Origin of the sequence: Actinomycetospora flava, from assembly GCF_037400335.1 — a bacterium.
Classification (GTDB): Bacteria; Actinomycetota; Actinomycetes; order Mycobacteriales; family Pseudonocardiaceae; genus Actinomycetospora; species Actinomycetospora flava.
The window spans coordinates 219,202-237,970 of the sequence record NZ_JBBEGM010000003.1 but is presented as its reverse complement, the minus strand read 5'-3'; the positions used below and the strand labels follow the sequence as shown (position 1 = coordinate 237,970).

Here is an 18,769-nt window from a genome sequence, read left to right as displayed (position 1 = left end):
ACAGCGCGGTTGCGCGCTCGCGGAGCGTCACCCACGATCGGGTCATGGGTCTGGGGACCGATCTGACGCGGCGTCGCCACGTCGACCTCATGCGCACGGCGCACGGCACCTGTCGCTGACACACGCCGCCGTCCCGCCGTCCCCTCCCGGGAGACCCGTGTGTCCACGCTCGAATCCACCGGTGCGCCCGCGCGCCCGGCCACCGCACCCCCCGCCGCGACGACGAAGCGCCGCCCGGTCCGGTCCGCCACCTGGTACCGCTGGATCAGCCCCGTCGCGATCGTCCTGATCTGGCAGCTCGCCTCGAGCACCGGCCTGCTCGCCGAGGACGAGCTCGCCTCCCCGTGGCGCGTGGTCACCGCCGCCGTCGACGTCACCGCCAGCGGCGAGCTGCCCGAGGGTCTGTTGATCTCGCTGGTCCGCGTCGTCGTCGGGCTCGCCCTGGGCGTCTCCGCCGGAGCCGCGCTCGGCCTGCTCTCGGGCCTGTCGCGCTGGGGCGGGGTGCTCGTCGACCCGCCGGTGCAGATGCTGCGGACGCTGCCGCACCTCGCGCTCGTGCCGCTGTTCATCCTGTGGTTCGGCGTCGACGAGACCCCGAAGATCCTGCTCGTCGCCCTCGGCGCGCTCTTCCCGGTCTATCTCAACGTCCACGCCGGCGTCCGCGGCGTCGACCCCAAGCTCCTCGAGGCCGCCCGCGTCTCCGGGTTCACGCGCGGCGAGCAGCTCCGCCACGTCGTGCTGCCCGGCGCCCTGCCCAGCGCGCTGACGGGGCTGCGCCTGGCGATGGGCATCGCGTGGCTCTCGATCGTCGTCGCCGAGACGGTGTCCGCCGACTCCGGCCTCGGCTATATGATCATGAACGCGCGGGAGTTCCTGCGCACCGACGTCATCGTCGTCGGCCTCGTCGTCTACGCCCTGCTCGGGCTCGGCACCGACGCCCTGGTGCGCCGGCTCGAGCGCCGGGCGCTGGCGTGGCGCGTGGGGAGCGTCGAGCCGTGACCGCCGCACAGGTCCGCGGCCTGACCCGCGACTTCGGCGACCGCCGCGTGCTCGACGGCCTCGACGTCACCGTCGGCGAGGGCGAGTTCGTCGCGCTGCTCGGGCGCAGCGGCTCGGGCAAGAGCACGCTGCTGCGCGTGCTCGCCGGGCTCGACGACACCGGCAGCGAGGGCGTCGGCGGCGAGGTCGACGTCCCCGGCTCGGTGGCCGTCGCGTTCCAGGAGCCGCGCCTGCTGCCCTGGCGCAGCGTCACCGACAACGTCGCGCTCGGACTGCACCGGCCCGACGCCCGCGAGGTCGCGCTGGCGACGCTCGACGAGGTCGGGCTGCGCGAGCGCGCCGACGCCTGGCCGCTGACGCTGTCCGGCGGCGAGGCCCAGCGCGCCTCCCTCGCGCGGGCCCTGGTCCGCGAACCGAGCCTGCTGCTGCTCGACGAGCCGTTCGGCGCCCTCGACGCGCTGACCCGGATCGCCATGCACCGCCTGGTGCTCGACCTGTGGGAGCGCCACGGCATGGGCATCCTGCTCGTCACCCACGACGTCGACGAGGCGCTGGTGCTCGCCGACCGCGTGCTCGTGCTCGACGGGGGGCGGATCGTCGCCGACCACGCCCCGGGCCCGCGGCCGCGCGAGGACGTCGGCGCCCTGCGCCACCGCGTCCTCGGCGAGCTGGGGGTGACCGACGATGCGGCGTAGCGCGCTGCTGCTGCTCGGGATGCTCCTCGTCCTCACCGGCTGCTCGTCGGTGCCGCGCGAGCGCCCGCCGGTGCAGCCGCCCGCCGACCCGGCGGCACTCGCGGGGGTCACCCTGCGCGTCGGCGACCAGAAGGGCGGCTCGCAGTCGCTGCTGCGCGCGGCCGGGCTGCTCGACACCCCGTACCGGCTGCAGTGGTCGACGTTCACCGCCGGGCCCCCGCTGATCGAGGCCGCCCGCGCCGGCGCGATCGACGTCGGCCAGACGGGCAACACGCCCGCGATCTTCGCCGCGGCCGCCCGGGCGCGGGTGCAGCTGATCTCGGCGTCGCAGGGCAACGTCACCAGCGACGCGATCCTCGTCGCCCCCGACGCCCCGATCCGCGACGTCGCGGGCCTGCGCGGCAAGCGCATCGCGGTCGGCAAGGGCACCTCGGCCCACGGCCAGTTGCTCTACACGCTGCGCGCGGCCGGGCTGACGCTCGACGACGTCGACCTCACCTACCTCCAGCCGTCGGACGCCTACGCCGCGTTCAGGCAGGGGCAGGTCGACGCCTGGGCGACCTGGGATCCGTACACCGCGCAGGCCCAGCTCGAGACGGGCGCGCGGGTGCTCGCCGACGGGGAGGGCACGGCCAACGGGTACTCGTTCCTCGTCGCGAGCAACGCCGCCCTGGCCGACCCCGCGCACCAGGCGGCGCTGGCGGACTTCACCCAGCGGCTGCGGGAGGCGATGCGCTACTCGGACACCCACCGCGACCAGCGCGCCGAGACGTGGGCCCAGGAGACGAAGCTCCCGCTCCCGGTCACCCGGCTCGCCGCGTCCCGGGGACCCGACCTGCCGGTCCCGCTCGACGACCGCCTGGTGCGCTCCCAGCAGGACCTCGCCGACGCGTTCACCGAGGCGGGCGTCATCCCCGGCCGTGTCGGCTTCGCCGACTTCGTCGACCGCCGTTTCGAGGACCGATCGTGATCATTCCGCACTGGTTCCTGCCCACGTCCGGTGACGCGCGCACCATCGTCGCGCGGCGCCACGCCGACCGCGGCGAGGCCGGTGACGCCCCGCGCGGGCCGGACCTCGACTACCTCGCGCAGGTGGCGCACGCCGCCGAGAACCAGGGCTTCCACGGGGTGCTCACGCCCACCGGGACGTTCTGCGAGGACGCCTGGCTCACCACCGCGGCGCTGCTGCAGGAGACCCGCTCCCTGCAGTACCTCGTCGCGTTCCGGCCCGGGCTGATCTCCCCCACGCTCGCCGCCCAGCAGGCCGCGACGTTCCAGCGCCTCTCGCGCGGGCGGCTCATGCTCAACATCGTCACCGGCGGCGACGCGGTCGAGATGAAGCGCTTCGGCGACTGGGCCGAGCACGACACCCGCTACGCCCGCACCGACGAGTTCCTCTCGGTGCTGCGCGCGTCCTGGGGCGCCGAGCCGATCGACTTCACCGGCGAGCACTACCGCGTCGAGGGCGCGACGACGCTCGCCCCGCCCGACCCGACCCCGCCGATCTACTTCGGCGGCTCGTCGGACGCCGCGCTGCCCGTCGCGGCGAAGCACGCCGACGTCTACCTGACGTGGGGCGAGCCGCCCGCCCAGGTCGCCGAGAAGATCGAGCGGGTGCGCAAGCTCGCCGCCGAGCACCACCGCGAGCCGCGCTTCGGGATCCGCCTGCACGTCATCGCCCGCGACACCTCCGCGGAGGCCTGGGCCGTGGCGCAGGGGATGCTCGACGCGCTCGACCCCGCCGAGATCGAGAAGGCGCAGGCGGTGCTGCAGACCAGCGAGTCGGTGGGTCAGCGGCGCATGTCCGCGCTGCACGGGGGCTCGGTGGAGTCCCTGGAGATCAGCCCGAACCTGTGGGCCGGGGTGGGCCTCGTGCGCGGCGGGGCCGGGACGGCGCTCGTCGGCAGCCACACCGAGATCGCCGACCGCATGGAGGAATACCACGCCCTCGGGATCGACGAGTTCATCATGTCCGGCTACCCGCACCTCGAGGAGGCGTTCCGGGTCGGCGAGGGCGTCCTGCCCGAGCTCGCGCGCCGCGGGGTGCTCGCGCCGCGGCCCTGAGCGTCCGTGGACGTCCGGCGGAGCCGATCGATCGATCGGCTCCGCCGAATTGTCGTATGACCCCGCCGACACACTCGGCGGTTGCGTTCACCGACCGGAGTTGATTAGCGTTCTTCTCGTGACCGGCGGATCGATGCTCACCCAGCGAGCACACGTCGACCTGTGTCGCGTCATCTCCGCGGGCTGTTAGTCCCGCGACGCCGGCTCGGTGGTCCGGCCTTTCTTTCCTGAGCACTCTCCCTGATCGCGACGTGCCGCATCCCGGCCCGCCGCGCATTCCCGCGCGCCCATTTCTGCGATTCCGGACGATTCCCGCCGAACGAAGGGGTACCCATGTCCGTCGACCTTCCCGAGAGGACCGCGACGATCTCGCGCCTGCGCGTCCCCGGCATCGAGGAGCTGCCGCCGAAGCTGCAGCACCAGATCGAGTCGATCACCCAGCAGCTCGGCTACACGCCGAACTGGATCCGGGCGATCGCGCTCGGCGGCGCGCACACCGCGCGGTTCAACGAGTACCTGCTCCCCCTGCTCGACCCGAACCAGGGCCTCCTGCCCTACGCCGACCGCGAGATCCTCGCGACCGTGACCTCGGCGGAGAACGGCTGCTCGTACTGCCGCCTCAACCACGCCGGCAGCCTCGGCGAGGCCCTGGGCGACAGCAAGCTGGGCACCCGCGTCGCGATCGACTTCAAGGAGGTCCGCGAGCTCTCGCCGCGCCACCGCACGCTCGCCGAGTTCGCCGCGAAGCTGACCAACCACCCGGGCGAGGTCTCCGACGCCGACATCGAGACGCTCCGCGAGCTCGGTCTCGACGACGAGCAGATCTTCGAGGCCGTGCACGTGATCTCGGTGTTCGCCGCCGCGAACCGGTTCACCATCTTCCTGCAGGTCACCCCCGACGACGCATTCTTCGGCTGAGGAGCACGCATGACCGCCACGTTCTCCGGACCCCGCCTCTCGCGCCTGCGTGTTCCCGCGCGCGACGAGCTCACGCCGAGTGCCCGACGACTCGCCGACACCACCGAGAAGGCCGAGGGATACGTCCCGAACTGGATCGAGGCCTTCGCGCTCGGCGGCGAGAACACGAATCGCCTCAACGCCTACCTGTTCCCGCTCCTCGAGGGCGCCGCCGATTCCCCGGGCGATCTGACGGGGCGTGAGCGGGAAATCCTCGCGACGATCGTCTCGGTCACCAACGGCTGCAGCTACTGCCACGCGCTGCACGTGGACACCCTGGGCAAGGTGCTCGAGGACCACTGGCTCGCGCACCGCATTGGCCTGCACCACGCCGAGGTGGCGGAGCTCAGCGACCGGGAGCGCCTGCTGGCCGACCTGGCGCTGACGCTCACGCACACCCCGGGCGAGATCTCCGACGACCGCATCGAGGCGCTGCGCGCGGTGGGGCTGTCCGACGAGGACATCTTCGAGGCGGTCCAGGTCATCTCCATCATCAACGCGACCAACCGGATCACGCTCGCCCTCGGCGTCCTGCCCGACGAGCAGATCTTCGCGAACCGCTGAGTCGTCGTGCCGGGTCTACGGGGTGACGCCGTGGGCGCTCCGGGAGGCCCGGCGCACGACGATCTCCCGGAACACCCGCACGACCTCACCGGCCTCCGCGGTGTGGACCAGGGCGACCGTGACCGCCTCGGGCGGGTGCAGCGGGCGCCAGGCCAGCGCGTCCCGGTCGGCGTCGGTCAGCGAGAGCTCGGGCAGCACGGCGACGCCGACGCCCGCGGCGACCATCGCCTTGGCCGTCTCGGTGTTGTCGGCGCGGTGCACGACGTCGGCGTCGGGCAGCAGCGCGTCGACGAGCTCGGCGACGCGGTAGCCGGGGCGGTGGGCGACGAGGCGCTCGCCGTCGAGCTCGGCGGAGGTCACCACGTCGACCTCGTCGGGGTCGGCCAGCCAGTGCCCGACCGGCACGCAGACGCCCAGCCGGCAGGTCAGGAGCGGGACGAGGGTGAGGTCCTGGGCCTCGGGGCCGACCACGACCAGGCCCGCGTCGAGCTCGCCGCTGCTCACGCCGGCGACGATCTCGGCCGAGCCCGCGGCGCGGACCCGCAGCTCGAGGCCCGGGGCGGCGGCGAGCAGGTCGGCGGTCGCGTCGGCCAGCACCGTGCCGACCGCCGCGCTGACCGCCCCGATCCGCAGCCGCCGCACCCCGCCGCCCGCGACGACGTCGGCGATCTCCTCGGCCGCGGCGACGATCCGCTCCAGGGCGGGACGGACGGCCTGGCCCACGGTCGTCGCGGTCACGCCGCGCCGGCTGCGCCGCAGCAGCTCCGCCCCCAGCTCGCGCTCCAGCGAGCGCACGCCCTCCGACAGCGTCGACTGCCCCACGCCCAGCTCACGGGCGGCCGCCGAGAACGACCCCGTCCTCAGGATGGCCAGCACCGCGCCGGCCTGCTCCACCCGCATCTCCCGAGCCTGGCACGCGCCGTGCTCGACCGACCCCCAGCCGACCCCAGCGAAGGCAGCTCCCGTGACGACGACCTCACCCGCTCCGACCCTGCTCACCGAGGACCTGCTCGCGCGCGTGCACGCCCGCGCCGGTGACTACGACCGCGAGAACCGGTTCTTCCACGAGGACCTCGACGACCTGCGCGACGCCGGGCACCTGCGCGCGCCGGTCCCCGCCGAGCTCGGCGGCGGCGACCTGACCCTCGACCAGGTCGCCCACGCCCAGCGCCGCCTGGCGTACTACGCCCCCTCGACCGCGCTGGCGACGACCATGCACCTGTACTGGGTCGGCTCGGCGGCGGACCGCCACCGCGCGGGCGACACGTCGCTCGACTGGCTGCTGGACGACGTCGTCGCGGGCAAGGTGATCGCGGCCGGGCACGGTGAGCCGGGCAACGACACCGCCATCGACGACGCCCGCACCACCGCGACCCCGGTCGACGGCGGCTACCGGATCACCGGCCACAAGATCTTCACATCCCTGGCGCCGGTCTGGGACTGGCTGGGCGTCCACGCGCGCGACGACTCCGACCCGGACCGCCCGCGCATCGTGCACGCGTTCGTCGCGCGCGACGCCGCGGGTGTGCGCACCGAGGAGACCTGGGACACCCTCGGTGTCCGGGCCACCGCGAGCCACGACACCCACCTCACCGACGTCTTCGTCCCGACCGAGCGCGTGGTCGACGTCCACGACCTCGGCGCCGGCCCGGGCCCCTACGTCGCGGGCGTCTTCCCGTGGGTGCTCCCGCTGCTCGGCAACGTCTACTACGGCGCCGGGCGCCGCGCGGTGGACGTCGCCCTCGAGCAGGCCCGCTCCCGCACCGCGCTGAGCCTGGGCGGCGCGCCGGTCGCGGAGAAGCCGTTCGTGCAGTACCACGCGGCCGAGGCGGAGCTGCTGCTCGAGGGCGTCGGCGCGCAGCTCGACCGCCTCACCGCCGACCTGACCGCGGGCGTCGACCTCGGCGACCGCACGCTGCTCAAGCTCTTCGCGGCCAAGGAGAACGGCACCCGCGTGGCGCGCAGCGTCACCGACCTCGCCCTGGAGATCGCCGGCGCCTCGTCGATCAGCCGCCGCAACGAGCTCGAGCGCCTCTACCGCGACGTCCGCGCCGGCAGCTTCCACCCGCCGAACTCCGACACGGTGCGCGACCTGATCGGCAAGACGGTCCTGGGGCTCGTGTGACACGCAGCGGAGCGGAGCCGGAACGGGAGACGCTGTGACGTCCCTCGACGGCGAGGTCGTCCTGATCTCCGGCGGCGCGCGCGGGATGGGGGCCAACCACGCCCGCCGCGCCGCCGAGGCGGGCGCCCGGGTGGTGCTCGGCGACATCGACGGCGCGGGGGTCCGGACCGTCGCGAAGGAGATCGGCGGGGCCGCGGTGGCGGTCGACCTCGACGTCACGAGCGCGGCGGACTGGGCCGCGGCCGTGAGCGTCGCCGAGGACGCCTTCGGTCCGGTCACCGGCCTGGTCAACAACGCCGGCATCTTCGGGCACGGCGACACGCAGACCGTCGACCTCGAGGTCTTCCGCGCCGTGCACCGGATCAACGTCGAGGGCACCCTGCTCGGCATCCAGGCCGTCGCGCCCGCGATGACGCGGGCCCGGCGCGGCAGCATCGTCAACATCTCGTCGGTCGCCGGCATGATCGGGATCGAGGACCACCCGGCGTACGTGTCGAGCAAGTGGGCGGTGCGGGGCCTGACGAAGGCCGCCGCGCTGGACCTCGGCCACCACGGGATCCGGGTCAACTCGGTGCACCCCGGGCGGATCGTCACGCCGTTCATCGACGGCCTGGACTCGAGCATCCTGCCCAACCAGGTCGTCCGGGAGCCCGGGCAGCCCGACGACGTCAGCGCGCTGGTGCTGTTCCTGCTCGGCGCGGACTCGCGGTTCTCCACGGGCTCCGAGTTCGTCGTCGACGGCGGGCGCTACCTCGGCGAGTTCCGGCCGTGAGCTTCGCCGAGATCCTCGCCGACGCCACCGCCCGCGAGGACGCCGGGCAGGACCGGGTGCTGATCCGCGAGGGGGACGTGTTCGTCCTCGCCGCTGCGGTGGCGGCGCGCACGGCGACGATCCGGATCGGCGTCGCCGTCGACACCGCCCGCACCCACCCCTACGTCGCCGCCCGCAAGCTCGCCGCGCTCGACAAGATCTCGCAGGGGCGCGCGGAGTGGCTCCCCGAGGACGCCGAGCCGGCGCGCCGCGACGAGGCCGTGCACCTCGTCGAGGCGCTGCTGGCGTCGTGGGGGCCGGGGGCGACGGTGAACGACCGGGAGCGCGGCGTGCACATCGACACCGACCGGATCACCGCGGTGCACCACGACGGGCGCTGGTGGAGCGTGCACTCGCCCCTCGACGTGCCCGCCGGGCCGCAAGGGGTCGTGCCGCGATGGGCGGGGCCGTGAAGCTCTTCGCCGAGTTCCACCACAGCGGCGACCACGAGGGCGCCTGGCGCCTGCCCACCGCGCGCCCCGACCGCACGGACGACGCGAGCTACTACGTCGAGCGGGCCCGGATCGCCGCCGGGGGCGGGTTCTCGCACGTCTTCTTCGCCGACTTCGTCGGCTACGACCCGGTCGTCCGCCACCAGGTCCGCTGGCCCTTCGAGCCGACGACCCTGCTCGCCGCGGTGGCCGCGACGGTGCCGGACATCGGGGTCGTCGCCACCGGGTCGACGGTGTTCGCGTCCCCGGACGACCTCGTCGACACCTTCGCCACGCTGCAGGACGTCAGCGGCGGGCGCGCCGGCTGGAACATCGTCACCGCCGGCGCCCCGGCCGCCGCGGCGGCGCTCGGGCGGGACGCGGTGCCCGCCCACGATGCGCGCTACGACGCCGCGGACGCCGTCGTCGACCACGTCCGCGCCGCGTTCACCGAGGAGACCCGGCCGCTGTTCGTGCAGGCCGGGGCCTCGCCGCGCGGGCGGACGTTCGCCGCGCGGCACGCCGACGCCGTCTTCGCCGCCACCCCCGACCGCGACGCCGCGCGCGCGTTCCGCGAGGACCTCCACGCCCGCGCCGCCGCGCTCGGGCGCCCCGCCCCGCTGCTGCTGCCCGGGTTCCTCGTCACCCTCGGCTCGACCGACGAGGAGGCGCGCCGGCGCCGCCGGCAGCTCGACGACCTGCTCAGCGACGGCACCATCGCCACGCTGCTCGACCAGTTCGGGCTGGACCTGCCCGGGGTGGGCCTCGACGACCGGCTGCCCGCCGACCTCACCACCGGTGCGGGGTTCCAGGGCATCCGCAGCCGCGCGGCCGTGCTCGACGCCGTCGCCCGCGAGCTCGGCCCCGACGTGACGCTGCGCCGGCTCGTGCGCCACGTCGCGGGCAGCCGCGGGCACCTCCAGCACACCGGCACCCCGGAGGCGGTCGCCGGGATCATCGCGGACTGGGTGGGCGCGGGCGCCGCCGACGGGTTCGTCGTGAAGTTCTCGCACAACCCCGGCGGCGCCGAGGACTTCGTCGACGGCGTGACGCCGCTGCTGCGGGCCCGCGGGCTCCTGGACGGGTGACGCGTCACGTCACGTTGACCCGCACGGGTGAGCCCTGGTGGACTCCCGGCCCGTGCTGCTCACCCGTCGCCGTCACGTCGACTTCGGTCGCGTCGGCGCGCAGGGCTGTCGTCGCTGACCCCTGTCAGCGTCCGCCCTCTCCCCCCGGGAACCCTCGTGAGCACCAGCACGCCCACCGCTGCCCCGGCGCGCACCCCGCGTCGCGTCGCGCTGGCCAGCGCCATCGGCACCACCATCGAGTGGTACGACTTCTACCTCTACGCCACCGCGACCGCGCTGGTGTTCAACCAGCTCTTCTTCCCCTCGATCAGCCCCACCGCCGGCACGCTGGCCGCGTTCGCGACCTACGCGGCCGGGTTCGGCGCGCGGCCGATCGGCGCCGTCATCGCGGGGCACCTCGGCGACCGCCTCGGGCGGCGCACGGTGCTGGTCGGCGCGCTCGTGCTCATGGGCACGGCGACCACGCTCATCGGCCTGCTCCCGTCGTTCGCGACGATCGGCGTCGCCGCCCCGGTGCTGCTCGTGGTGCTGCGGATCCTCCAGGGGCTCGCCGTCGGCGGCGAGTGGGCGGGCGCCGCGATCCTCGCCGTCGAGCACGCCCCGCCGCGCCGGCGCGGGTTCTTCGGCAGCTTCACCCAGCTCGGCTCGCCCGCCGGGATGCTGCTCGCCACCGGGCTGTTCTTCCTGGTGCGCACGGCCGTCGGCGACGAGGCGTTCGTCGACTTCTGGTGGCGCCTGCCGTTCCTCGCCAGCGCCGTGCTCGTGATCGTCGGGCTGGTGATCCGCCTGCGCATCTCCGACGCGCCGGAGTTCACCGCGCTGCGCGAGCAGGGCAAGGTCTCGCGGCTGCCCGTGGTCGAGGTGTTCCGCGCCGCGCCCCGAGAGGTGCTGCTGACCACCGGCCTGCGGCTCTCGCAGATCGCGCTGTTCGTGCTGATCACGACGTACGGCCTGACCTACATCGCGAGCGAGATCGGCCGCAGCAGCAGCGCCGGCCTGATCGCCGTGGTGATCTCGTCGGCGCTGGGCCTGGCCACCACCCCGCTGTGGGCGATCCTGTCCGACCGCATCGGACGGCGGATCCCGTACCTGCTCGGCGCGGTCGGCGGCACGGTGACCCTGCTGCTGTTCTTCCTCGCCGTCGGCACCGGGTCGACGTGGCTGGTCGTGCTGGCCGTGGTGCTCGCGATCAACGTCACCCACGACGCGATGTACGGGCCGCAGGCGGCGTGGTTCGCGGAGCTGTTCGACGTGCGGGTGCGCTACAGCGGCGCGTCCCTGGGCTACGGGATCGGCTCGGTGATCGCCGGCGGCTTCGCGCCGCTCGTGGCCGCGGCCGTCGTCGGCGCCACCGGGTCGTTCTGGCTCGTCGTGGTGATCTTCGCGGGCGTGTCCGTGCTGACGATCCTCTCGGCCGTGTTCGCCCGGGAGACGGCGTTCGACGACTCCGTGTAGGAAGGGACGCCGTGCCCCGCCGTATCCATCTGAACGCGTTCGCCATGAACTGCGCCGGCCACCAGTCGGCGGGCCTGTGGCGCCACCCCGACGACCAGGGTTTCCGCTACACCGATCTCGACCACTGGATCGGGCTCGCGCGCACGCTGGAGGACGCGGGGTTCGACGCGCTGTTCCTGGCCGACGTGCTGGGGATCTACGACGTGTACGGCGGCTCGCGCGACGCCGCCGTGCGCGCCGGGGCGCAGGTCCCGCTGGGCGACCCGATGCTGCTCGTGCCCGCGCTGGCCGCGGCGACGTCGCGGCTGGGCTTCGGGGTGACGGTGTCGGTGAGCTACGAGCACCCCTACGCGCTGGCCCGCCGGTTCACCACGCTCGACCACATCACCAAGGGCCGCGTGGCGTGGAACGTCGTCACCGGCTATCTGTCGAGCGCCGCGGCGAACCTGGGGCTCGGCGAGCGTCTTGCCACGCAGCGCAGCGGAGCTGGCCAGATACTGCCGCACGACGAGCGCTACGCGATGGCGGAGGAGTACCTCGAGGTCTGCTACAAGCTCTGGGAGACCTCCTGGGACGAGGACGCCGTGGTCCGCGACGCCGAGACGGGCGTCTACACCGACCCCGCGAAGGTGCACGACGTCGCCCACCACGGCACGTGGTTCGACGTGCCCGGCCCGTTCCTGTGCGAGCCCTCGCCGCAGCGCACCCCGGCGATCTTCCAGGCGGGCGCCTCGTCGCGGGGCAAGGCGTTCGCCGGCAAGCACGCCGAGGCGGTGTTCGTGTCGGGGCCGTCGACCGCGGTGGTCGCGAAGTCGGTGGCCGGTATCCGAGCGGCGGTCGCCGAGGCGGGCCGTGACCCGGAGTCGGTGACGATCTTCGTGCAGCTGGCGCCGGTGGTGGCGCCGACGTCGTCCGAGGCGCACGAGCTCTACGGGTCCTACCTCGCCGCCGCCTCCCGCGAGGGCGCGATGGCGCTGTTCGGCGGCTGGACCGGGCTCGACCTGTCCGACGTGCCGCCCGACGAGCCGCTGCGCCACGTCCACACCGACGCGGGGCAGACCGCCCTCGCCTCGTTCACCACCGACGACCCGGACCGGGAGTGGACGATCGACGAGATCGCCGCGCACCTCGCGGTCGGCGGACGCGGCCCGGTCGCGGTGGGCTCGCCGACCGAGGTCGCCGACGAGATGGAGCGCTGGATCGACGAGACCGGCGCCGACGGCTTCAACCTCGCCTACGCGGTCACGCCGGGCACGTTCGAGCAGGTCGCGGAGCTCGTCGTGCCCGAGCTGCGCCGCCGCGGGCGGATGCCGGAGACGCCGCCGACCGGGACGCTGCGCGAGGTCCTCGGCGGCAAGGGCCCCCGGGCCGACGCGAGCCATCCGGCGGGGACGCTGCGCGCCTCCCGGGTCTCATGAGCCCCGCCTCGCGGACCGCCGCCGAGCCCGAGGTCGCCGCGCTGCTCGCGGAGATCGCCGCGGGCGCCGCGGAGCGGGAGCGGCGCGACGTCTCGCCGTTCGACGAGGTCGCCGCGATCGCCCGGGCCGGGCTGGGCGCGCTGTCGCTGCCCGTCGACGAGGGCGGGCGCGGTGCCCCGGTGCGCGAGGTGCTGGCGTTCGTCGTCGACCTCGCCGCGGCCGACCCGATCGTCGCCCACGTCCTGCGCACCCACTACAGCCAGGTGCTCGGGTTCCTGCGCCAGCCCGACCCGGACGTGCGCCGGCGCTGGGTCGACGAGATCCGCGCGGGCAAGGTCTTCGGGAACGCGATCAGCGAGACCGGGCCGTCCGCGGCGGGCGGGCACGAGTTCGACACCCGGCTCGACGAGGTCGACGGCCGACTGGTGCTCAACGGCACGAAGTACTACAGCACCGGGACGCTCTACGCGGACTGGATCGCGGTCGCCGCGCGGGTGCCCGGCGACCGGGTCGCGACGGTGATGGTGCCCGCCGACCGCGCCGGCGTGGACGTCGTCGACGACTGGGACGGCATGGGCCAGGGCCGCACGGGCACCGGGACGACGGCGTTCACCGACGTCGCGGTCGACCCCGCCGACGTCCTGGGCTCGCGGCCCCGGCTCGAGCCCCGTCCACCCGGTGACGTCGCGTTCCTGCAGCTCTACCTGCACGCGCTGGTGGCGGGGATCCTGCGCAACGTCGCCGCGGACGCGGCCGGGGTCGTCCGCTCGCGCAGCCGGACGTTCGAGCACGCGCCCGCGCCGCAGGCCGTCGACGACCCGATCCTGCAGGAGACCGTGGGCCGGCTGTCGGCGACGGCGTGGATCGCGGAGTCGGCGGTGCTCACGGCGGCCGACACGATCGACGCGGTCATGGAGGCGTGGGAGAAGGGCGAGCCGACCGACGACCTGCTGCTCGCGGCGTCGCTGGCGCACACCTCGGTGAAGGTGCACCTGGACCGGATCGGGCCCGAGGCGGCGACGGCACTGTTCGACGTCGGCGGCGCGTCGGCATCCAGCCGCGCCCGCAACCTCGACCGGCACTGGCGCAGCATCCGCACGATCACGCTGCACAACCCGGCGAGCTACAAGGCCGCCGCCATCGGCCGGCACCTCGTCAGCGGCGATCCGTTGCCGGTCAACGGGTACTTCTGAGGCGTTGTGTGAGCGAAGGGGCTAGAGGGTCGCGCGGATCCGCTGGTCCAGGCTGCGCCGGAGGTGGGCGCGCATGGCGGTGCTGGCGGCGTCGGGGTCGTGGTCGCGCAGGGCGGTGAGGATGTCGTCGTGCTCGGCGTCGAGCACGTCGAGGTCGCCGTACGCGGCGGGCGGCCCGCTGTCGTAGATGCGCAGCTGCGCGGTGAGCCTGGTCAGGATGCCGGTGATCGTGGCGTTGTGGCCGGCGCGCCAGAGGGCCTCGTGGAAGCGGAAGTTGTCGGCGCGGCGCTCGGTGTCGCTCTCGCCGTGGCGACATCGCTCGTGCAGGTGCGCGAGGCGGGTGAGATCCAGGTCGGTCGACCGGCGCGCCGCGGCCCCCGCCGCCTCGGACTCGAGCGCGAGCCGGGCCTCGTAGATCTCGACGACGTCCTCGGGCGTCCCGGAGCGCACGCGGTAGCCCCGCGCGGCGCGCTCGAGCAGGCCGTCGTGCTCGAGGAGGTTCAGCGCCTCCCGGATCGGCGTGCGCGACCCGCCGTATCGCTCGGCGAGCGTCGTCTCGAGCAGGACCGACCCGACCGGGAACGCGCCGGCGAGGACGTCCTCGCGCAGCTGCCGGTAGAAGGTCGTGGTGCGGTCCTGGCGACGGGGCGCATCGTCCATGCCGCTGAGCGTACCCTCGTGTATACACGCGGGTACGGCAACCTCGGGAGGCAGGGGAAGTGCGCGAGCAGGTGCTGGTCACCCCGGCGGAGCTGGCGGCGTCACAGGACGAGGTGGTCGTCCTCGACGTCACCGTCGACCTCGGGCCCGCCCGTTTCGACGGCGACTACCGCGTCGCCTCCGGGCGCGGCGGCTGGGAGCGCCGGCACGTCCCCGGCTCGCGGCACGTCGACCTGCTGACCGAGCTCGTCGACCCTGCGGGCGCCCACCACTTCGCCCACCCGTCCCGCGCCGAGCTGCTCGCGGGCCTCGCCCGCCTCGGCGTCGGCGACCGGCGCATCGTGCTCTACGACGAGGGCCGCATGCAGTGGGCGGCGCGCGCCTGGTGGGTGCTGCGCTGCGCCGGCGTCGCGAGCCGGGTGCTCGACGGGGGCCTCGCGGCCTGGGTGGCCGGCGGGCACCCCGTCGAGGAGGGCGACGCCGGCACCGCACCCACGCCGGGCGCCCCGCCCCCGGTGGGCGAGCCCTACGACGGCTGGGCCGACCGCGACGAGGTCGCCGCCGTGAGCGCCGGCGAGCGTCCCGGCACGCTGGTCTGCGCGCTGACGCCCGAGCAGTTCGCCGGCACCGTGCCCAGCCGCTACGCCCGGCGCGGGCACATCCCCGGCAGCCGCAACCTCCCGGCGGCGTCCCTGCTCACGCCGGAGCGGGCGGTCCGTCCCGCCGCGCTCGCCGACGCCGCCGACCCGCTCGTCGTCTACTGCGGCGGCGGCATCTCCGCCTGCCTCACCGCTCTCGGGCTCACCCTCGCCGGCCACCGGCACGTCGAGGTCTACGACGGCTCGCTCGAGGAGTGGGCCGCCGACCCCGCACTCCCCCTCGTCACCTCTCCCGGACCGTGAAGGAACCCGTCATGCCGCTGCCCGACGTCGCCTCCTCCGCCGACGCGCTCGACGCCCTGCGCGCGCGCACCCCGCTGGTGCAGTCCCTGACCAACATCGTCTCGGCGAACTTCCTCACCAACGTGCTGCTGGCCGCGGGCGCGACCAACGCTGTCATCGACAACCCGCACGAGGCCGACGGCTTCGCCCGGATCGCCGACGCGGTGCTGATCAACCTGGGGACGCCGAACGACGGGCAGGCCGAGGCGTTCACCCTCGCCGCGCGCGCCGCGGGCGAGGCGGGCACACCCTGGGTGCTCGACCCGGTCGGCGTCGGCGGCCTGCCGTGGCGCACCGACCTCGCCGCCGGCCTGCTCGAGCACCGCCCCACCGCGATCCGCGGCAACGCCTCGGAGATCACCGCGACCGCCGGCCTGGGCGGCGACGGGCGCGGGGTCGACAGCGGCGGCGCCGACGCGGCCGACTCCGTGAAGGCCGCGGTCGCCCTGCTCGAGGTCAGCGAGGCGGTCTCCGCGTCCGGCCCGACCGACTACATCACCGGGCGCACGGCCGACGGTGACGTGGCCACCGTGCGCGTCCACGGCGGCAGCGCCCTGCTGCCGAAGGTGACGGCCACCGGCTGCTCGCTGGGCGCGCTGTCCGCGGCCTACCTCGCCGTCGCCCCGGACGCGCTCACCGGGCTCGTCGCCGCGCACATCCACTTCGCGGTGGCCGCCGAGGTCGCCGAGAAGGTCTCGCACGGGCCCGGCACCTTCGTCCCCGCCTTCCTCGACGCCCTCGCCGCTGTCGACCCGGACGCGATCCGCGCGCAGGGCCGCGTCACGCCCGGAGCGGCATGAGCGTCAAGACCCTCTGGTACCTCACCCCCGCGGACGGCGAGTACCCCTGGAGCCCGGGCGGGCTCTACCCGGTCGAGCCCAAGCGCTACCTGGAGCTCGCGCGCACCATCGACCGCTCCGGCTTCCACGGCGCCCTCGTGGCGACGTGGCCGAACGACCCCTTCGTCTCGGCGAGCTTCGCCGCGGCGCACACGACGTCGATGCGGTTCCTGGTCGCGGTCTACGCGCGGATGATCCCGGCGCGGCTGCTGGCGGAGAAGGCGCTCGCGTTCGACGCGTGGAGCGGCGGTCGCCTGCTGATCAACGTCGTCAACGGCCGCGACAACATCCTCACCCGCTACGGGATGGACACCGAGCACGACGCCCGCTACGAGCTCGGCCGCGACTACTGGCAGGAGTTCCGCGAGCGCTACCGCGAGGGCGCGGACTCGAACTTCCCCAACACCCCGCTGCGGATGGAGCCCGTGCAGGACGGCGGGGTGCCACTGTGGGGTGCAGGCGATTCCGAGGCCGGGCTCGACAACTCCGGCCGCGTGCTCGACGCGTACCTGACGATGATGCGCCCGCCCGAGCACCTGGCCGCGAAATTCGACGCCGCCCGGGGATCGGCCGCCGAGCACGGCCGTGAGCTCACCGAGTTCGGCGCACTCGCCGGGGCGATCGTGCGGCCCCGGCGCGAGGAGGCGCGGGAGCGGTTCCGGTCGCTGTTCGTCGAGGCCGGCGTCGAGCGCATCGCCGAGGTCCTCGACGCCGCCGTCCGCCGCCGCACCCACGGCGCGCAGGACCTGCGGACCTTCACCGCCCGGGACGCGCAGCGGCAGGGCTGGGTCGACGGGATCCTCGCCGGGCGCCTGCCCGAGCCCGCCGACCTCGAGCTCGGGAACGGGCTGCACGCCGGGATCACCGCCTGGTCCCCGCTCGACATCTTCGCCACCGGGTCGTCGGCGGTGTACTACGTCGGCACGCCCGACGAGATCACCGGCCACGTCGCCGAGGTCCGCCGGGCGACGGGACTGAGCGCGCTGATCCTCGCGGGGTGGCCGCTGACCGAGGAGGCCGAGCACGTCGCGGAGCACCTGATCCCGCGCTTCGACGCGCTCGACTGAGGCCCTACTTGGCGCCGAGCTTCGCCACCGTGAGCAGGACGACCGCGTCCTCCACGGCCTCGAGGCGGTGGCGGGCGTCGGGGACGACGAGCAGGTCGCCGCGCCGCCCGTCCCACGAGTCCTTCTCCGACACGAGGCGCACCCGCCCGTGCAGCACGACCAGCGTCGCCTCGCCGGGGTTCTCGTGCTCGCCGAGCTCGCGGCCGCCGGTCAGCGCGATGACGGTCTGGCGCATGACGTTGCCGTGCCCGCCGACCACGGTGTGCGCGGCGCGGCCGGCGGTGCTGCTCCGCGCCGCGGTGAGCTGCTGGCGGGCGCAGGCGTCGAGCGAGAGCTTGAGCATGGTCGTCCCCGTCCGTGCCGTGGTGGTGGACGACCATCGTGCGCCTCAGCTCGCGGCGTCGGCACCCTCGTCGCGCACGAGGGCGGCGATCCGCACGTCGCGGGTGCGCTCGAGGTGCTCGCGCAGGGCCCTCCGCGCCGTGTCCTCGTCGCCGGCCACGATCGCGTCGAGCACGACCTGGTGCTCGTCGTCGGTGGACTCGAGGTTCGCCGAACGGGTCATGTCGCCGGTGTCGTGCAGGGCGAGCTGGCGGGCGAGCCGCTCGAGCATGTCGGTGATCGTGTCGTTGCGGCACGAGCGCCGCAGGACCGCGTGCCAGCGCCCGTGCAGCCGGCGGGACTCGTCGGGGTCGTCGACGTCGCGGGCCTGGTCGTGCACGTGCTGCAGGCGCGCCAGATCGAGGCTCGAGCGGTGCCGCGCCGCCGACGCCGCCGCCTCGGCCTCCAGCGCGATCCGCGCCTGGTAGATGTCGACGACCTCGCCGGGCGTGAGCGTCCGCACCACCGGCCCGCGCGGCCCCCGCACGATCAGCCCGTCGGCCTCGAGGCGCACGATCGCCTCGCGCACGGGCGCGCGGCCCAGCCCGAACCGCGCGGCGACCGCCGTCTCCAGCACCGGCGACCCCGGGGCGAGCGCACCGCTCGTCAGCTCCTCGAGCAGCCGGTCGTGCGCGGTCTCCCCCGCACTCGACGTCGAGGCGGCGCCGGTCATGGGTCCTCCCGGGGTCCGGATCGGGAGGAACTCTAGAGCACGTGTCGACGGAGGCTCCGGAGTGACGCAGATCGTGTCGACGCGTGGAGACGCTCGTCGACACGTGCTTGCGTAACCGCGCCTCGGGTCTCTACCGTCGGACGCGCAGCACCGACGACGGCGAGGAGGGACCGGCATGACCTGCCAGCGCGATCTCCTCTCCCACCCGCGCGACACCCGTGGTGACCGCGGCTGCCGCAGCTGTCGTCCCTGACCTCGGTGCCACCGCCGCCCCCACGCGGCACCCCTCCCCCTGACGCCCACCGGCCCCCGCGCTGACGCGCGCCCGGCCGTGGCCGTCGTCTCCCGTGCACGACAGACACGTGGTCCCTCGCGACCACGCCCGTCGCCGTGCGCCCACGCCCGGAA

20 protein-coding genes are annotated in these 18,769 nt (G+C 74.6%); 16 read left to right on the top strand and 4 right to left on the bottom strand.

Annotation, left to right across the window (positions count from 1 at the left end; translation table 11 throughout):
• Positions 1-159 precede the first annotated feature (159 nt).
• The 6 genes from WCD58_RS10685 (at position 160) to WCD58_RS10660 (ending at position 5,279) form a co-directional block, all read left to right on the top strand.
• Positions 160-999 (top strand): ABC transporter permease subunit, encoded by an 840-nt coding sequence (locus WCD58_RS10685; RefSeq protein WP_337702481.1) that lies wholly within the window; start codon positions 160-162, stop codon positions 997-999.
• Positions 996-1,694 (top strand): ABC transporter ATP-binding protein, encoded by a 699-nt coding sequence (locus tag WCD58_RS10680; protein ID WP_337702479.1) that lies wholly within the window; start codon positions 996-998, stop codon positions 1,692-1,694. The genes WCD58_RS10685 and WCD58_RS10680 overlap by 4 nt, the downstream gene beginning before the upstream one ends.
• Positions 1,684-2,664 carry an ABC transporter substrate-binding protein gene (locus tag WCD58_RS10675; RefSeq protein ID WP_337702477.1) on the top strand — a complete coding sequence of 327 codons (981 nt, stop codon included), beginning with the start codon at positions 1,684-1,686 and terminating at the stop codon, positions 2,662-2,664. Before WCD58_RS10680 ends, WCD58_RS10675 begins: the two co-directional genes overlap by 11 nt.
• The gene (locus WCD58_RS10670) at positions 2,658-3,758 is read left to right on the top strand and encodes an LLM class flavin-dependent oxidoreductase (protein ID WP_337702890.1); all 1,101 of its coding nucleotides are present in this window, start codon (positions 2,658-2,660) and stop codon (positions 3,756-3,758) included. Before WCD58_RS10675 ends, WCD58_RS10670 begins: the two co-directional genes overlap by 7 nt.
• A gap of 333 nt (positions 3,759-4,091) precedes the next feature.
• Entirely contained in the window at positions 4,092-4,676 is a 585-nt protein-coding gene (locus WCD58_RS10665) for a peroxidase-related enzyme (RefSeq protein ID WP_337702475.1), read from the top strand.
• Positions 4,677-4,685: 9 nt separating this feature from the next.
• Entirely contained in the window at positions 4,686-5,279 is a 594-nt protein-coding gene (locus WCD58_RS10660; RefSeq protein WP_337702473.1) for a peroxidase-related enzyme, read from the top strand.
• 15 nt (positions 5,280-5,294) lie between these two features.
• Here the strand turns inward: WCD58_RS10660 and WCD58_RS10655 are convergent, their stop codons facing one another.
• Complete coding sequence (locus WCD58_RS10655) at positions 5,295-6,179, bottom strand: LysR family transcriptional regulator (RefSeq protein ID WP_337702471.1); 885 nt, start codon at positions 6,177-6,179, stop codon at positions 5,295-5,297.
• Between the two features lie 64 nt (positions 6,180-6,243).
• Here WCD58_RS10655 and WCD58_RS10650 point away from each other — a divergent pair, with 64 nt between their 5' ends.
• The 7 genes from WCD58_RS10650 (at position 6,244) to WCD58_RS10620 (ending at position 13,800) form a co-directional block, all read left to right on the top strand.
• A complete protein-coding gene (locus tag WCD58_RS10650) occupies positions 6,244-7,404 on the top strand; it encodes an acyl-CoA dehydrogenase family protein (RefSeq protein WP_337702468.1) in 1,161 nt (386 codons plus the stop codon).
• 34 nt (positions 7,405-7,438) lie between these two features.
• The gene (locus tag WCD58_RS10645; RefSeq protein ID WP_337702466.1) at positions 7,439-8,176 is read left to right on the top strand and encodes an SDR family oxidoreductase; all 738 of its coding nucleotides are present in this window, start codon (positions 7,439-7,441) and stop codon (positions 8,174-8,176) included.
• Positions 8,173-8,628 carry an LLM class flavin-dependent oxidoreductase gene (locus tag WCD58_RS10640; protein WP_337702464.1) on the top strand — a complete coding sequence of 152 codons (456 nt, stop codon included), beginning with the start codon at positions 8,173-8,175 and terminating at the stop codon, positions 8,626-8,628. Before WCD58_RS10645 ends, WCD58_RS10640 begins: the two co-directional genes overlap by 4 nt.
• On the top strand, positions 8,613-9,734 hold the full coding sequence (locus WCD58_RS10635) for an LLM class flavin-dependent oxidoreductase (RefSeq protein WP_337702461.1): 1,122 nt from the start codon (positions 8,613-8,615) through the stop codon (positions 9,732-9,734). The genes WCD58_RS10640 and WCD58_RS10635 overlap by 16 nt, the downstream gene beginning before the upstream one ends.
• A gap of 156 nt (positions 9,735-9,890) precedes the next feature.
• Positions 9,891-11,189, top strand: coding sequence for an MFS transporter (locus WCD58_RS10630; RefSeq protein ID WP_337702459.1), 1,299 nt, complete (start codon positions 9,891-9,893; stop codon positions 11,187-11,189).
• 11 nt (positions 11,190-11,200) lie between these two features.
• Positions 11,201-12,607: an LLM class flavin-dependent oxidoreductase gene (locus WCD58_RS10625; protein WP_337702457.1), complete on the top strand. Its 1,407-nt coding sequence runs from the start codon at positions 11,201-11,203 to the stop codon at positions 12,605-12,607.
• Complete coding sequence (locus WCD58_RS10620) at positions 12,604-13,800, top strand: acyl-CoA dehydrogenase family protein (RefSeq protein ID WP_337702455.1); 1,197 nt, start codon at positions 12,604-12,606, stop codon at positions 13,798-13,800. The genes WCD58_RS10625 and WCD58_RS10620 overlap by 4 nt, the downstream gene beginning before the upstream one ends.
• A 21-nt stretch (positions 13,801-13,821) precedes the next feature.
• Here WCD58_RS10620 and WCD58_RS10615 read toward each other — a convergent pair whose 3' ends face one another.
• Entirely contained in the window at positions 13,822-14,460 is a 639-nt protein-coding gene (locus WCD58_RS10615) for a GntR family transcriptional regulator (protein WP_337702453.1), read from the bottom strand.
• Between the two features lie 59 nt (positions 14,461-14,519).
• On the opposite strand from WCD58_RS10615, the gene WCD58_RS10610 reads away from it, so the two are divergent.
• The 3 genes from WCD58_RS10610 to WCD58_RS10600 are packed head-to-tail and all read left to right on the top strand — an operon-like array spanning position 14,520 to position 17,307.
• Complete coding sequence (locus WCD58_RS10610; protein WP_337702451.1) at positions 14,520-15,362, top strand: sulfurtransferase; 843 nt, start codon at positions 14,520-14,522, stop codon at positions 15,360-15,362.
• An 11-nt stretch (positions 15,363-15,373) separates the two neighbouring features.
• Positions 15,374-16,201, top strand: a complete 828-nt coding sequence (gene thiM / locus WCD58_RS10605; protein WP_337702449.1) for a hydroxyethylthiazole kinase — start codon at positions 15,374-15,376, stop codon at positions 16,199-16,201.
• A complete protein-coding gene (locus WCD58_RS10600; protein ID WP_337702447.1) occupies positions 16,198-17,307 on the top strand; it encodes an LLM class flavin-dependent oxidoreductase in 1,110 nt (369 codons plus the stop codon). Before thiM ends, WCD58_RS10600 begins: the two co-directional genes overlap by 4 nt.
• A 4-nt stretch (positions 17,308-17,311) precedes the next feature.
• Here WCD58_RS10600 and WCD58_RS10595 read toward each other — a convergent pair whose 3' ends face one another.
• A complete protein-coding gene (locus WCD58_RS10595; RefSeq protein ID WP_337702445.1) occupies positions 17,312-17,650 on the bottom strand; it encodes a cupin domain-containing protein in 339 nt (112 codons plus the stop codon).
• Positions 17,651-17,695: 45 nt separating this feature from the next.
• A complete protein-coding gene (locus tag WCD58_RS10590; protein ID WP_337702443.1) occupies positions 17,696-18,361 on the bottom strand; it encodes a GntR family transcriptional regulator in 666 nt (221 codons plus the stop codon).
• Between the last annotated feature and the right edge of the window lie 408 nt (positions 18,362-18,769).